Raw genomic sequence first — 15,024 nt, forward strand, 5'->3', positions numbered from 1 at the left:
TATATGAGTATGACAGATAAGTTATTAAACGGTTTAAATCCACAGCAACAAAAAGCAGTACAAACAACGAATGGACCACTTCTATTAATGGCAGGTGCAGGTAGTGGTAAGACACGTGTGTTAACACATCGTATTGCGTATTTACTTGGTGAAAAAGGTGTAGCACCATGGAATGTACTAGCTATTACCTTCACAAATAAAGCAGCTCGTGAAATGCGTGAGCGTATTGATACACTTGTGGGACCAGAAGCAGAAGATATTTGGATTTCGACGTTCCACTCTATGTGTGTACGTATTTTACGACGCGATATCGATCGTATTGGTATTAATCGTAACTTTACAATCTTAGATTCAGGTGATCAGCTAACTGTAGTCAAAAAAATTATGAAAGAGCGCAATGTTGATCCGAAGAAATTTGAGCCGCGCTCTATTTTAGCGGGTATTAGTAATGCGAAAAATGAACTGTTATCTGCGGATAAATATGCAAAAAAAATTACAATGGCTGATCCATATGAAAAATTAACGAGCGATGTATACACAGAGTATCAAAAACGTCTTTTGAAAAATAATTCATTAGACTTTGATGATTTAATTATGACGACGATTCAGCTATTTGAACGTGTTCCAGAAGTATTAGAGTTTTATCAGCGTAAGTTCCAATATATTCATGTTGATGAGTATCAAGATACGAACAAAGCGCAATATCTTCTTGTTAAACATTTGGCAGCGCGTTTTAAAAATCTTTGCGTTGTGGGTGACTCTGACCAGTCTATTTATCGCTGGCGTGGTGCAGATATTTCTAACATTTTGTCATTCGAAAAAGACTATGAGAATGCACAAGTAATTCTGTTAGAACAAAACTATCGTTCGTCACAAAATATTTTAAATGCAGCGAATGCTGTTATTGAAAAAAATACGAATCGTAAGCCGAAGAAATTATGGACAGACAATCAAGTTGGAAGTAAAATCTCGTATTATCGTGCTGCAACTGAAAAGGACGAAGCGTATTTTGTTGCAAAAAAAATTCGTGACGATATTCAAATGGGGAAACGAAAATATACTGATTTTGCAGTGCTATATCGTACGAATGCTCAGTCTCGTATGGTCGAGGAGATTTTCCTTAAATCTAACATTCCGTATAAAATTGTCGGGGGTACGAAGTTCTACGATCGTAAAGAGATTAAAGATATTTTGGCGTACTTACGTTTAATCGGTAATCCAGATGATGAAATTAGTTTTGCACGTATTATAAATGTGCCAAAGCGTGGCATTGGTGCGACTTCTATCGATAAAATTATTAATTACGGTGTGCAAAATGGAATTTCATTAACTGCTGTATTTGATGAGATTGAGCATGTTGGAGTAAGTGCAAAAATTACAAAGGCAGTAAAAGAATTCGCGAATTTATTAAATAACTGGGTAAATATGCAAGAGTATTTATCTGTTACAGAATTAGTAGAAGAAGTTATTGAAAAAACAGGCTATCGCGATATGTTGAAAAATGAACGTTCTTTAGAAGCGGAAGGTCGTTTAGAAAACTTAGACGAGTTCTTATCTGTTACGCAAACATTTGAATCTCAAAGCGAAGATAAGAGCCTTGTTGCATTCTTAACAGATTTAGCACTTGTTGCTGATATTGATCGTGTAGATGAAGACCCAACTGCTGGTGAAGAAGTTATTTTAATGACGATGCACTCGGCGAAAGGATTAGAGTTCCCGGTTGTCTTTATTGTTGGCTTAGAGGAAGGGATATTCCCTCATACTCGTTCTCTTATGGAAGAGGATGAAATGCAAGAAGAACGTCGTCTTGCTTATGTAGGTATTACTCGTGCAGAAGAAGAGTTATATTTATCTAACGCGCAAATGCGTACATTATTTGGTAGAACAAGTATGAACGCTGCGTCTCGATTTATTACAGAAATCCCGACAGAACTAGTGGAATCATTAAATGAAACAGCGCCGAAGCGTGAAACATCGTTTGGTACAAAAGGCAGAACGGCAAGTAGCGGCAAAACGACAATCACAACAGCAACACGCTCTCGTTCAGCTTTCGCGCGCCCTGCAGCTAAGACGACAGGCGGCGAACAAATTGGCTGGGCAGTAGGAGATAAAGCTTCCCACCAAAAATGGGGAGTCGGTACAGTTGTAAGTGTAAAAGGTGAAGGTGATGCAAAAGAATTAGATATTGCGTTCCCAAGCCCAATTGGTGTTAAACGTTTGTTAGCAAAATTTGCGCCTGTGACGAAACAATAGGAAAGGAATGAGGATATGTCAAAAGAGATAGTAAAAAAACGTATAGAAGAATTACGTGACTTGTTAAATACATTTAACTATCAATATCACGTATTAGACAATCCTTCTGTTTCTGATGCGGAATATGACCGTAATATGCAGGAGCTTATAAAATTAGAAGCAGAGAACAAAGAGTTTATGAGTGAAGATTCTCCCTCCGTTCGCGTTGGGGGGACTGTTCTTGATATATTTGAAAAAGTAACACATAAGTCACCAATGTTAAGTTTAGGAAATGCATTTAACGAAGGAGATTTACGTGATTTCGACAGAAGAGTACGTCAAGGAATTGATGGTGCGAATGTAAGATATATATGTGAATTAAAAATTGACGGGCTTGCCGTTTCGCTTCATTATGAAAAAGGACGCTTCATTCAAGGGGCGACACGTGGTGATGGTGTAACAGGTGAAGATATTACTCAAAATTTAAAAACGATTAAAGCTATCCCACTTCGTTTAAATGAAGAAGTAACGTTAGAAGCAAGAGGCGAAGCTTATATGCCGAAGCGTTCATTCGTTAAACTAAATGAAGAAAAAGAGCAAAATGGAGAAGATGTATTTGCGAATCCGCGTAATGCAGCAGCAGGTTCAATACGTCAACTTGATCCGAAAATTGCAGCGAAGCGTAACTTATCTATGTTTGTGTATGGTCTTGCGAATGTAGAAGAAAAAACAATTTCATCACATAGTGAATCGCTGGATTTCTTAGGTGAACTTGGATTTAAGACAAATCCAAATCGCCGTACATGTGAAACAATTGAAGAAGTTATAGCTTATGTAGAAGAATGGCAAGAAAAACGTCCGCATCTTGATTATGAGATTGATGGAATCGTTATAAAAGTAGATGATGTTGCTCTTCAAGAAAGTCTAGGAACTACAGCGAAGAGTCCAAGGTGGGCGATTGCTTATAAATTTCCGGCTGAAGAAGTTGTAACGAGATTAACAGGCATTGAATTAAGTGTTGGCCGAACAGGGGTTGTAACACCGACTGCAGAACTAGAGCCAGTGAGAGTTGCTGGTACGATTGTTCGTCGTGCTTCTTTACATAACGAAGATTTAATTCGTGAAAAAGACATTCGAATTGGTGACTACGTTGTTGTGAAGAAGGCTGGAGATATTATTCCTGAAGTTGTGAACGTTATTTTTGATAAGCGTACTGGTGAGGAAGAAGAATACCGCATGCCAACTCATTGTCCAGCATGTGAGAGTGAACTTGTTCGTTTAGAAGAAGAAGTAGCACTTCGATGTATAAATCCGACTTGTCCGGCTCAAATTCGAGAGGGATTAATCCATTTCGTTTCAAGAAATGCGATGAATATTGATGGACTTGGAGAACGTGTCATTACACAACTCTTTGATGCAGATTACATTCGTACATTTGCTGATTTATATGCATTGACGAAAGAGCAATTATTACAGTTGGAACGTTTTGGTGAAAAATCAGCAACAAACTTAATACAAGCAATTGAAAATTCTAAAGAAAACTCGTTAGAGCGATTATTATTTGGTCTTGGAATTCGCCACGTTGGAGCGAAAGCAGCACGTACATTTGCAGAGCACTTTGAAACGATGGATGAGCTTGTAAAAGCAACGGAAGAAGAACTAAAAGCAATTAATGAAATTGGCGAAAAAATGGCTCAATCTGTTGTGACATATTTTGATAATGAAGATGTATTAGAGTTATTACAGCAGTTTAAAGAGTATGGCGTGAATATGACATACAAAGGTATAAAAATTGCAGATTTACAAAATGTTGAATCTTACTTCGCAGGAAAAACGGTTGTTTTAACAGGTAAGCTAGAAGTTATGGGACGAAGTGAAGCGAAGAAGAAGATTGAGGCATTAGGTGGAAAAGTAACAGGAAGTGTTAGTAAGAGTACGGATTTAGTTGTTGCAGGTGAAGCAGCTGGTTCGAAATTAGCACAAGCGGAGAAACATAATGTTGAGGTTTGGAATGAAGAGAGGTTCTTACAAGAGCTAAATAAGTAAGAGGTGCAAACTTACCATGAAAAAAATAGCATTAGCGGTATTAAGCCTTGGCCTACTTGTAAGTGGGTGTAGTGCAGGTGCCGACAAAGATGAAAAAGTGGCTGGGAAATCGGGGAAAGCAAAAGAACAATCAGTTGTTCCAAAATACGCTATTTCGGATGAATATTATAAGACGACTATTCCATTTGATGGTGGAAAGGCACGTGGTTTAGTGGTGCAAGGGTTAAATAGTCGCCTTGATATAGATGAATTTGAAACAGGATTAATGCGAATTGCAAAAGAATCATTTAGTACGAAAGATAATTTTTTAAAAGGCGGAAAAGCTCTAGATACTCAAACTATACAGATGCTTGTTAAAAGAAAACGTACAGATGCTGAACAAAAGGAACTAGAGGAAAAATTAAAAAAAGATGCAGTTAAATTTCCAAATATAGGATTAAATCCTGCATTAGGAACAGGATCCGAATCACTAGAAGTGAAAAATAAAAAAAATCCAATATATATTTCAAATATTTTAGAGCATGATTATTATGTGAAAAAAGGCGATAACGGCGAGGAACGTGTTGGTATGGTAGTTGGATTAGCGATGAATTCTGTTCAATATTTTAACGAAGAGCATGGTTACCCACGTGAAGCTGCAATCCCAGATGAAAAGATGTTAGCTGAAGGGAAAAAAATGGCGCAAGAAATTTTGAAAGTCATACATCAAAAAGAACCTGAAACAAAAAATATTCCGATAACATTTGCGATTTATCGCCAAGCTCCAAAGTCTTCGCTCGTGCCAGGTAATTTTGTTTCTTATGCAAATGTCGAAAAAGGTAGTGAAACGGTTGAAGATTGGAAACAAATTAATGAAAAATATTATTTGTTCCCATCAGAGCAAGCGAAAACAGATAATAAACGTGAAGATCTTGCAAGAGTATCCAACTTTAAGGCAAAACTAAGCGATTATTTCCAAGGCGACTATACAGCTGTTATTGGTACTGGTATGTATAGAGATGATGAATTAAGAGAAATGAAGCTTGATATTCCTGTCCAGTTTAATGGAAAAGCTGAAATAGTTGGTTTTACACAATATGTGGCAGGGCTTGTTATGGAATACTTCCCGAATTATATGAAAGTACAAGTAACGATTAAATCTGTAGAACGCCCAGAAGCTATTATTATACGTGAAGCAAAACAAGATGAACCACTTGTGAAAATTTTAGATTAAATATGAAGGCTGTTCCTCTATGGAACAGCTTTTTTTCTTATGTAATTTTGTTATAATTTAAAATGTTGTAAAAAATAGGGGTGAGGGGTAAAGCTCATGGAAGAATTAAGTTTTCAAGTCATTATTTTATTAATTGCATTCGGTTTTTTAGCAGCTTTTATTGATTCCGTTGTTGGAGGAGGAGGGTTAATTTCACTTCCTGCACTTATGTTTGTTGGCCTATCGCCAGCTTCGGCAATTGCAACGAATAAATTAGCGGCAACAATGGGGACGTTTACGAGTGCGATGTATTTCATTCGATCAGGAAAAGTTGATTTTAAAATTGTAGGAAAGTTAATCCCGTTAACTATTGTTGGAGCTGTTGCAGGTGCTTTAGTAGTAAAATTTATTCCATCGGATATTTTACGCCCATTAGTACTTGTAATGTTGGTATTTATTGCTATTTATATTATTGCAAAAAAGAATTGGGGAAGTGTGTCTACCTATAAGAAGATGACGCAAAGAAAAACATTAATATTTTTCTTTGCTATTTTAATGATAGGATTTTATGATGGGTTTTTTGGACCAGGGACAGGATCGTTTTTAATTTTTGCATTTTTATTAATTGGCTTGGATTTTATTCAAGCGGCAGCATCTGGAAAAATTTTGAACTTTGTTAGTAATATTGTATCTTTAATTACTTTTTTATTCTTAGACATAATTCATTTTGAATACGGTATTATCATGGGGTTATCAATGATCTTAGGTGCTTATTTTGGATCGAAGTTTGCGGTTCAAAAAGGTGTTGGATATGTAAGGACTTTATTTTTATTAGTTACTATATTATTGATTGGGAAAAATGTTTTGGAATATACTCATATTTTGTAGATTCATACGCATGTATGAATCTCTTTTTTTATTATATTTTAAAAATTTATTAATTTTTAAAATATAAGTCTAGGAATATTTGAATAAATCTAAATTATCGTGTAGAATAATGTTGTAAAATGTAAACGTTTTTCTAAGGGGAGGCTAAAAAAATGGTAGTAGCATACAAACATGAGCCATTTACAGATTTTTCAGTGGAGGCTAACAAATTAGCGTTTGAAGAAGGTTTAAAGAAAGTAGAATCTTATCTTGGACAAGACTATCCATTAATTATCGGGGGAGAAAAAATCACTACAGAAGACAAAATTGTTTCTGTAAACCCTGCAAATAAAGAGGAACTTGTTGGTCGTGTTTCAAAAGCAAGCCGTGAGTTAGCTGAAAAAGCAATGCAAGTAGCGGATGAAACATTCCAAACTTGGAGAAAATCAAAGCCAGAAATGCGTGCAGACATTTTATTCCGTGCTGCAGCAATCGTTCGTCGCAGAAAACATGAATTCTCTGCTATTCTTGTAAAAGAAGCAGGTAAGCCATGGAATGAGGCAGATGCTGATACAGCAGAAGCAATCGACTTTATGGAATATTATGGTCGTCAAATGTTAAAATTAAAAGACGGTATTCCAGTAGAAAGCCGTCCAATTGAATATAATCGTTTCTCTTACATTCCATTAGGAGTAGGTGTTATCATTTCTCCTTGGAACTTCCCATTCGCAATTATGGCAGGTATGACAACAGCTGCTTTAGTTTCTGGTAACACAGTATTACTAAAACCAGCTAGTACAACTCCTGTAGTAGCAGCGAAATTTATGGAAGTATTAGAAGAAGCTGGCTTACCAGCTGGCGTAGTAAACTTCGTTCCAGGTAACGGTTCTGAAGTTGGTGACTACTTAGTAGATCATCCTCGTACACGTTTCGTAAGCTTCACGGGATCTCGTGATGTAGGTATCCGCATCTATGAGCGTGCAGCGAAAGTAAACCCAGGACAAATTTGGTTAAAACGCGTTATCGCTGAAATGGGCGGTAAAGACACAATCGTTGTTGATAAAGAAGCAGATCTTGAATTAGCAGCTAAGTCTATCGTTGCATCAGCATTCGGATTCTCAGGACAAAAATGTTCTGCATGTTCTCGTGCAGTAATCCATGAAGATGTATACGATCACGTATTAAATCGTGCTGTTGAATTAACAAAAGAATTAACAGTTGCTAACCCAGCAGTATTAGGTACAAACATGGGTCCTGTTAATGACCAAGCTGCATTTGATAAAGTAATGAGCTATGTTGCAATTGGTAAAGAAGAAGGTAGAATCTTAGCAGGTGGCGAAGGAGACGATTCTAAAGGCTGGTTCATCCAACCAACAATCGTTGCTGACGTTGCAGAAGATGCTCGCTTAATGAAAGAAGAAATCTTCGGACCAGTAGTAGCATTCTGTAAAGCGAAAGACTTCGATCATGCACTTGCAATTGCAAACAATACGGAATACGGTTTAACAGGTGCTGTTATTACTAACAACCGTGACCATATTGAAAAAGCACGCGAAGACTTCCACGTTGGTAACTTATACTTCAACCGTGGATGTACTGGTGCAATCGTAGGTTACCAACCATTCGGTGGCTTTAACATGTCTGGTACAGACTCTAAAGCTGGTGGACCTGATTACTTAGCACTTCACATGCAAGCAAAAACTACTTCTGAAACTTTATAAGAAATAGTAGAGGAGCTCTTCACAGAATGTGAAGAGCTCCTTTTAAAATTGAACCCCCATATATTACCGTCGTTCGAAGAGAATGAGCTAAAACCTATTAATAGCGGGATAAACATGTAAACAGAAATAAAATAATGAGAAAAGTTGACTTATTAGTCATATTTTTTAGTATTCATTTTGAGAATTTCCTGTATAATACAATTTGAAAGAAAATCTATGGTTCGACAAGGAACACTCCTTTCGGTTTTGCTCACTGAAAGGAGTGTTTTTTATGTAGCTAAAAATTCTTGCGTGCTTATTACATTTGCATATACGCCATTTAAACTAGCTAAAATTGTATTGTGAATATAAACAGCTGGTATAGTAGCGTTCTTAAAAGAAAGGTCTTTTGTAGCACAAGCGTCATGTATAACGGTACATTGAAAGCCAAAATCGAATGCAGCCCTTACTGTTGCATCGATACACATATGAGTCATCATCCCGCATACAACGACATGTTCAATATTAAAACGTTTTAATTGCTCTAGAAGATTAGTTTCTCGGAAGCTATTTGGATAATGTTTGACTATAACTGTTTCTTCTCTAAGTGGACGTACGCTTTCGTGAATATGTACACCTTCTGTATTAGGTAGGAAAAAAGTAGCGTCATCTTTTATAGCTACGTGTTGGATATGAAAAATAGGTTCGCTGTTTGTTCTAAAGTATTGTAATAACTGATTAGCATATTCGCTTGCTTCTACTGGATTACGCAATTCCATCTTTCCATTTGGAAAATAATCGTTTTGAATATCGACGAGTAAAAGAGCTGTTTTCATATATTTATCTGCCTCCGAGTTTCATATTCAAATAAATTTATTCAATTCGTGGAGAGGATTCTCCTGTTTAAAAATATGAGGAAGAAGAATTTTAAATAACCTTGAAAGTTACTATTTTCTCATGAATTTTCATCTGAAAATTTTAATAAATGAATAATTAATATTTTTCTAAAAAATGTATTGACTCTTATTATTCTGAGTTCTATAATGAGAATTAATTAAATGACAATTAAATCGATACATTCTTATCCAGAGAGGTGGAGGGACTGGCCCTACGATACCTCAGCAACGGGTTTTTTAATACCGTGCTAACTCCAGCAAGCCATATAAAGGCTTGGAAGATGAGAAGATGTGAATGAGTACATATAAGTGCTCTCCTTCTTATCTTTATGGTTGATAAGAAGGAGAGCACTTTTTATTTTACCTCGAAAGCTCTACTTCAAGTTTTTACAGCATATAGGAGGGGAAAAAATGATTTCTTTTAACAACGTAAGTAAAGTGTATGAATCAGCTGGGCAATCTGTTCATGCGGTGGAGGATGTAACATTATCAGTTGAGAAAGGCGAAATTTTTGGCATTATCGGTTTTAGTGGCGCTGGAAAGAGTACGTTATTACGCTTAGTAAATATGTTAGAGAGACCGACGGCAGGAACGATTTCAATAGATGATAAAGACATTACATCATTATCGACGAAAGAATTACGTAAACTGAGACAAAGAATTGGAATGATTTTTCAAAGTTTTAATTTATTTAATTCAAGAACAGTATTTGGAAATATTGCTTATCCATTAAAGTTAGCGAAAGTACCAAAGAATGAGATAAAAGAAAGAGTAAATGAACTGCTGAAGTTTGTAGGGTTAGAAGATAAAGCAAACTATTATCCAGAGCAGCTATCAGGTGGGCAAAAGCAGCGTGTGGGCATTGCTAGAGCACTTGCGACATCGCCAGATATTCTTATATGTGATGAGGCAACATCAGCTTTAGATCCAGAAACGACGACAGAAATTCTAAACTTATTAAAGAAAGTAAATCGAGAATACAATTTAACAATTCTTCTTATTACACATGAAATGCATGTTGTGAAAGAAATTTGTCACCGTGTAGCTGTAATGGAGAAGGGGAAAGTTATTGAAGAAGGAAAACTGTTTGATGTTTTCACGCAACCAAAAACAAAGACGACTCAAAACTTTGTACGTTCTGTCATTAATGATCATTTACCGGAAAGTGTTCTAGCGAAAATTCAAAATGGTGGTCAAATTTATCGTCTAACATTTACTGGTGAGGAGACAGGACAGCCGGTACTATCATATATCGCAAAAAACTATAACGTCGATGTAAATGTACTGTACGGAAATATTATTGAACTTCAAAATGTGCTATTTGGAAATCTTCTTGTAGAGTTGCAAGGTGAGCAGAGGGAAATTCAAAAAGCATTACAACATCTAAGACTGCAAGTGCAGCTGAAGGAGGTAGAAGCTCATGCGAGTTGATTGGAGTATATTTTGGCCGCGCATACTAGATGCGACGGGGGATACCCTCTTAATGGTAATTGTAACCCTTATATTCGCCACAATTCTGGGTATACCTCTAGGTTTACTTTTATATGTAACGAGAAAAGGAAACTTTTTAGAAAATAAATGGGTCTTTTCTATTCTTAACATCATAATTAATACAATTCGCCCGGTACCATTCATTATCTTTTTAGTAGCCTTAAGTCCACTAACAAGAAGTGTTATCGGAACGACGATTGGAACAGCAGCGGCAATTTTCCCGATGACGTTAGTCGCATCAATTGGTATTGCTAGAATGGTTGAAACAAACCTTGTTTCCGTTCCGAAAGGAGTAATTGAAGCAGCGCAAGCAATGGGCGCCTCGCCAATTAGAATTGTTTTTGAAATCCTTGTACCAGAAGCGTTAGCACCATTAATCTTAGGTGTCACATTTATGACAGTTGGTTTAATTGAATTTTCTGCAGTTGCTGGGCTTGTCGGTGGTGGCGGTCTTGGTGACTTGGCAATGACATATGGTTATCAACGTTTTGATACATCAGTTATGTTCGTAACGGTCGTGTTACTTATCATTCTCGTACAGATAGCTCAAAATTTAGGAAACTACTTTGCGAAAGTCTTGTTACGCAGATCATAAAAAGGAAGAGAGGAAAAGAAAATGAAGAAAATTTTAGCATTTGCATTATCAGCAATTGTAGGAGTCTCAGCATTAAGCGGCTGCTCAAGTGGAGACACGGGTGCAGGAGCGAAAGAAAAAGTAGTTCGCGTCGGTGTAACTGGAACGGATGGAGACGCTTGGGAAATTTTGAAGAAAAAAGCTGAAAAAGAAGGGATTAAGATTAAACTGGTGGAGTTCTCTGATTACACAACGCCAAATAAAGCGTTAGCTGATGGAGATATTGAATTAAACTCATTCCAGCATATTGCTTTCTTAGAGCAATTTAAAAAAGAGCATAAGTTAGATATTACAGCTGTTGGTACAACGCAAATTGCGCCAATGGGTTTATACTCTGAAAAATATAAGAAAGCAAATGAAATCCCAGATGGTTCAGAAATTGCAATTCCAAACGATCCAACGAATCAAGCACGTGCATTAAAACTTCTTGATGCAGCTGGATTATTAAAGCTTAAAAAAGACTTTGGTCTATTTGGAGATCCAAGTGGTATTGCTGAAAATCCGAAGAAATTAAAAATTACACCGGTTATCGCACAGCAAACACCTCGTGTGTTAAAAGATGTTGCAGCATCAGTTATTAATAACGGTGTTGCTGGTCAAGCTGGATTAGATCCAGCGAAGGATCCTATTTTCTTAGAAGATCCAAACAATGAAAATGCGAAGCCATATATTAATATTTTTGCAGGTCGTACGAAGGATAAAGATGATCCAACATTAAAAAAAGTAATTGAACTATATCATTCAAAAGAAGTAACAGATGCAATTAAGAAAGAAACAAATGATGGTTCCATTTCAGTAAATCTTTCACTTGATGAGCTTGAAAAAATCGTAAAATAATCATTGGGTTTAATGGACTAACAGAAGGAACCCCTCCGCTGTTAGTTCGTTCAACATATAAACTTAACAAACAAACCCTAATTCTGTACCTTCCAATTTTGTATAACGTAGAATCCAATGTTTGTTAAGTAGAGTAATGGACCAGGAGTTTTCCTGGTCTTTTTTTATGAATGAAAATAGCTAGCGAACAGTAAGGTGATCCAAATTATAATGGGATAAGAAAATAAGCTGAAAAGGAGTGTAATTACGAATTGCTTTGGATGAATTAAGTGTTTTTTTGATAAAAAAAAGAAAATAGAAAAGAGAGTAATGAAAAATGCTGATATTACGCCGGGGTTATAAGAGCGATAAATGAAAAACAAAATAATATGTTGAACAGAGTTGAAGAAGATGGCCCCTTGTATAAAAATAATCCAGCATATAGAAGACAAGAAGTTAAGTTGATATAGAAAGACGATAAGTAATACAAAGATTGTTAATACGGAAATGGCGATGAAAAATTGTTGGCTAGTTATAAGACGGATTGAAAATTGATTAGCAAGGTATTGTGGCATTTGGAAAGCTTCTTCAAGGTTATGAATGAAAAATAATAAGGGAATGATCCAGAATATAGTAGTGGAATGTTTTTTCATCAATTTACATCACTCCAATAAAGTATAGAAAGCCTAAAAAAGGCCCTCTATACAGAGATGGTTATTCAATTATGATATTTTTTAAATTAACTTCATGATGCTCTCGTTCTTTCAGATAAGCAGCTAGTTCCTCTTGTAAAATATTTAATATTTGCTTAGCTGATTGTTGGATTGGATTAGGTAGCTCTTCTAATATATGCATCCCGACTTTTACTTTTGTACGAATTACCCTTCGTAGTAATTCCTCATGCATGTACTACACCTCCAAACCGAATATTTAGTATATCTTCTTCAAATTTTGCTCCTTGAATAGAAAGGTGTGTTAATGTTTTTGGTAACGTGATGTTCCGTTTAACAGAACCCGCTCGAATAATAAGTTCATCACCTTTTTGATTTAAGGAAAGTTCACTTTTGTTTGAGAAGGGAATGGACAGAACGAAAATATACTCATCGCCATCCTTTTTTACATATTGAGTGCGCCCGTTAAATTTCACTTCTGTAGGGGAATGATCAGTTTTAAATAAAGAATCTCCTACACGTTCTAACATAGACAAACCAACAACTTCTTGTTCAAACATTGGAGCTTCGTAAATAGGAAGGGGTTGAAAACTATCTTGAATTAATGTTGTATATTTCTTCTGTGTATCTTTCCATGCCTGAAAATAAGGATCGGTGACAGTGTTAGGGATGACGCGGTTAATCATAATAGCATCTACGTTATAATCGTATAAATTCAAATAAGTAAAGCTACGCTGGGCTTCTTTAATGACCATTTTTTCAGGATTTACAACGATGCGGATACTTGTTACTTCTCGATTTGATAAAATATCTCTCATTTCTCCGAGCTGTTCAAGTGTACTTGTTAATTCGTCCATAATATCGTCGGTTGGAAGAGGGACACCAAGGAGTGGTTGAGCTACAGGACGAACGACTTTTAAAACTTTTCTTTTAATAGGAAATAATTTTTCCATCCACCAGCCGAGCATGTCTGGAAAGCTTAGCATTGCTAATGTTTCTCCTGTTGGAGCACAATCAATGATAATAACATCATATGTGTTTTGTTTATAATAATCGAGTACGCGAAGTAGGCTAATTAAATCTTCCATACCAGGAAACATCGTTAACTCTTCTGTTGTAATATCATCAGCTGCTTTGGAAGTGAAGAGTAGTGTAATATATTTCTGTAATTTTCCCCAGCCTTTTTCCATTTCATAAATCGTATTAATTTCTTGTGCCCACAAATTTTCACGAATTTCTAGTGGTTCAGAAGATAGCCTTATACCAAATGAATCTCCTAAACTATGAGCAGGATCTGTGCTCATTACTAATGTTTTTAATCCTTGTTTCGCACTTTGAATTGCTGTTGCTGCTGAAATGCTAGTTTTTCCTACGCCGCCTTTACCTGTATACAAGATAATTCTCATCATTCATATCCCCTTTGTTTCGAATGTCGAATATTACGAGTGTCGAAGTAAATAGTTGAATAAAAACCCAGACAGGGTTTTATTCAATCGGAATGTTTTTCATTTTAGGTGTAGAAACTTTTTCTTCTGTTTTCTGCTGTGACGTAGCGATGTGATTCATGATTTTTTGGAAGATTTGTAGTAAGAATGCTTTTTCTTCTTCTGATAATGCTTCTGTTACTAAGCTAAAGTAATGGGCCGCATTTTGTTTTACTTCTTGAACGAGCATTACGCCGTTTTCTGTTAACCGAATTAATACAATACGTCGGTCATTTTCATCACGGTAGCGTTCAATATATCCCTTTTTTACAAGGCGATTTACAACGCCCGTTGTTGTACTCATCGGTATATCAAGAAGATCAGCAATTTTCGTCATTGTAATATCTGTATTTCGTTCCATCCAAAGTAAACAAAATACTTCTGTTTTAGAAAGTGTTAAATCTAGGCTTACCCATTCTTCAGGATAGAAAAGTTTCTTGGCGTTATCTAGCAGTAAGTCTAAAAAATGTTCATATTGCAACAATTAATTCCACTCCCGTATATTTCGAGGTTCGTAATATTTATTTTTATTTTATGTAGAATAGAAATAATTGTCAATGATTTTAATTGTTTTTTCAGATTAGGCAGAAAACTTTCTTTAAAATAGTATTCTTTTATGATAGATTTATAAATATAAAACTAGAATTTACATAAAAATCCATCATGGTAAATATACTTATCTATAATGGGTATACAGCTAACGAGGGGGAGAACGATGAGAAGACGTAATACGCAAGCGTTCACGTTTTTAGCATGGACTTCATTTGTTTGTGCGCTTTCAGGTATGCTAATTGGGATTTATACGTTAGATGAAACGCTTAGTGTAAAAGGATACTATTTAATTGGAACATTATTTTTAACGATGTCTTGTTTTGTATTACAAAAAACAATTCGTGATAATGAAGAAGATAACGAGAGATTTCCGAAAAATAAACCGTTAGATAAAGAGTAAATTGTAAAGAAAGGCATTTGCCTTTCTTTTTTTATGTAAAAAT

General features: G+C 35.8%; 14 protein-coding genes and 1 riboswitch. Of the genes, 9 read left to right on the plus strand and 5 right to left on the minus strand.

The window, feature by feature from the left end:
- Positions 1-3 precede the first annotated feature (3 nt).
- The 5 genes from pcrA to pruA all read left to right on the plus strand — a co-directional run bounded on the left by pcrA (position 4) and on the right by pruA (position 8,058).
- The gene (gene pcrA, locus AU379_RS25065; protein WP_002100669.1) at positions 4-2,253 is read left to right on the plus strand and encodes a DNA helicase PcrA; all 2,250 of its coding nucleotides are present in this window, start codon (positions 4-6) and stop codon (positions 2,251-2,253) included.
- A 15-nt stretch (positions 2,254-2,268) separates the two neighbouring features.
- Positions 2,269-4,278 carry an NAD-dependent DNA ligase LigA gene (ligA, locus tag AU379_RS25070; RefSeq protein ID WP_061140000.1) on the plus strand — a complete coding sequence of 670 codons (2,010 nt, stop codon included), beginning with the start codon at positions 2,269-2,271 and terminating at the stop codon, positions 4,276-4,278.
- Positions 4,279-4,294: 16 nt separating this feature from the next.
- Positions 4,295-5,491 (plus strand): CamS family sex pheromone protein, encoded by a 1,197-nt coding sequence (locus tag AU379_RS25075; protein WP_000717034.1) that lies wholly within the window; start codon positions 4,295-4,297, stop codon positions 5,489-5,491.
- A 96-nt stretch (positions 5,492-5,587) separates the two neighbouring features.
- Entirely contained in the window at positions 5,588-6,358 is a 771-nt protein-coding gene (locus AU379_RS25080) for a TSUP family transporter (RefSeq protein ID WP_016097560.1), read from the plus strand.
- Positions 6,359-6,510: 152 nt separating this feature from the next.
- A complete protein-coding gene (gene pruA / locus AU379_RS25085) occupies positions 6,511-8,058 on the plus strand; it encodes an L-glutamate gamma-semialdehyde dehydrogenase (RefSeq protein WP_000259555.1) in 1,548 nt (515 codons plus the stop codon).
- A 269-nt stretch (positions 8,059-8,327) separates the two neighbouring features.
- Here the strand turns inward: pruA and AU379_RS25090 are convergent, their stop codons facing one another.
- Positions 8,328-8,873 (minus strand): cysteine hydrolase family protein, encoded by a 546-nt coding sequence (locus AU379_RS25090; protein WP_061140001.1) that lies wholly within the window; start codon positions 8,871-8,873, stop codon positions 8,328-8,330.
- Positions 8,874-9,115: 242 nt separating this feature from the next.
- Positions 9,116-9,221: riboswitch (SAM riboswitch) on the plus strand.
- Positions 9,222-9,344: 123 nt separating this feature from the next.
- Here AU379_RS25090 and AU379_RS25095 point away from each other — a divergent pair.
- From AU379_RS25095 to AU379_RS25105, 3 genes are read left to right on the plus strand one after another with little or no spacing between them, the layout of a single operon-like run.
- On the plus strand, positions 9,345-10,364 hold the full coding sequence (locus AU379_RS25095; protein WP_000622969.1) for a methionine ABC transporter ATP-binding protein: 1,020 nt from the start codon (positions 9,345-9,347) through the stop codon (positions 10,362-10,364).
- Positions 10,354-11,019, plus strand: coding sequence for a methionine ABC transporter permease (locus tag AU379_RS25100; protein ID WP_001261865.1), 666 nt, complete (start codon positions 10,354-10,356; stop codon positions 11,017-11,019). Before AU379_RS25095 ends, AU379_RS25100 begins: the two co-directional genes overlap by 11 nt.
- A 21-nt stretch (positions 11,020-11,040) precedes the next feature.
- A complete protein-coding gene (locus AU379_RS25105) occupies positions 11,041-11,895 on the plus strand; it encodes a MetQ/NlpA family ABC transporter substrate-binding protein (protein WP_061140002.1) in 855 nt (284 codons plus the stop codon).
- A gap of 164 nt (positions 11,896-12,059) precedes the next feature.
- Here AU379_RS25105 and AU379_RS30040 read toward each other — a convergent pair whose 3' ends face one another.
- The 4 genes from AU379_RS30040 to AU379_RS25120 all read right to left on the minus strand — a co-directional run bounded on the left by AU379_RS30040 (position 12,060) and on the right by AU379_RS25120 (position 14,513).
- Positions 12,060-12,527, minus strand: coding sequence for an HXXEE domain-containing protein (locus tag AU379_RS30040; protein ID WP_001986283.1), 468 nt, complete (start codon positions 12,525-12,527; stop codon positions 12,060-12,062).
- 61 nt (positions 12,528-12,588) lie between these two features.
- Positions 12,589-12,780 carry a DUF3926 domain-containing protein gene (locus AU379_RS25110; RefSeq protein WP_000544105.1) on the minus strand — a complete coding sequence of 64 codons (192 nt, stop codon included), beginning with the start codon at positions 12,778-12,780 and terminating at the stop codon, positions 12,589-12,591.
- A complete protein-coding gene (locus AU379_RS25115; protein ID WP_080481821.1) occupies positions 12,773-13,954 on the minus strand; it encodes an ArsA family ATPase in 1,182 nt (393 codons plus the stop codon). Before AU379_RS25115 ends, AU379_RS25110 begins: the two co-directional genes overlap by 8 nt.
- Before the next feature lie 76 nt (positions 13,955-14,030).
- Positions 14,031-14,513, minus strand: coding sequence for a MarR family transcriptional regulator (locus AU379_RS25120; RefSeq protein ID WP_000942482.1), 483 nt, complete (start codon positions 14,511-14,513; stop codon positions 14,031-14,033).
- A gap of 231 nt (positions 14,514-14,744) precedes the next feature.
- Here AU379_RS25120 and AU379_RS25125 point away from each other — a divergent pair, with 231 nt between their 5' ends.
- Positions 14,745-14,981 (plus strand): YiaA/YiaB family inner membrane protein, encoded by a 237-nt coding sequence (locus AU379_RS25125; protein WP_001254393.1) that lies wholly within the window; start codon positions 14,745-14,747, stop codon positions 14,979-14,981.
- The last annotated feature ends 43 nt before the right edge of the window (positions 14,982-15,024 follow it).

The sequence above is a fragment of the Bacillus sp. JH7 genome (assembly GCF_001563515.1).
Lineage (GTDB): Bacteria > Bacillota > Bacilli > Bacillales > Bacillaceae_G > Bacillus_A > Bacillus_A cereus.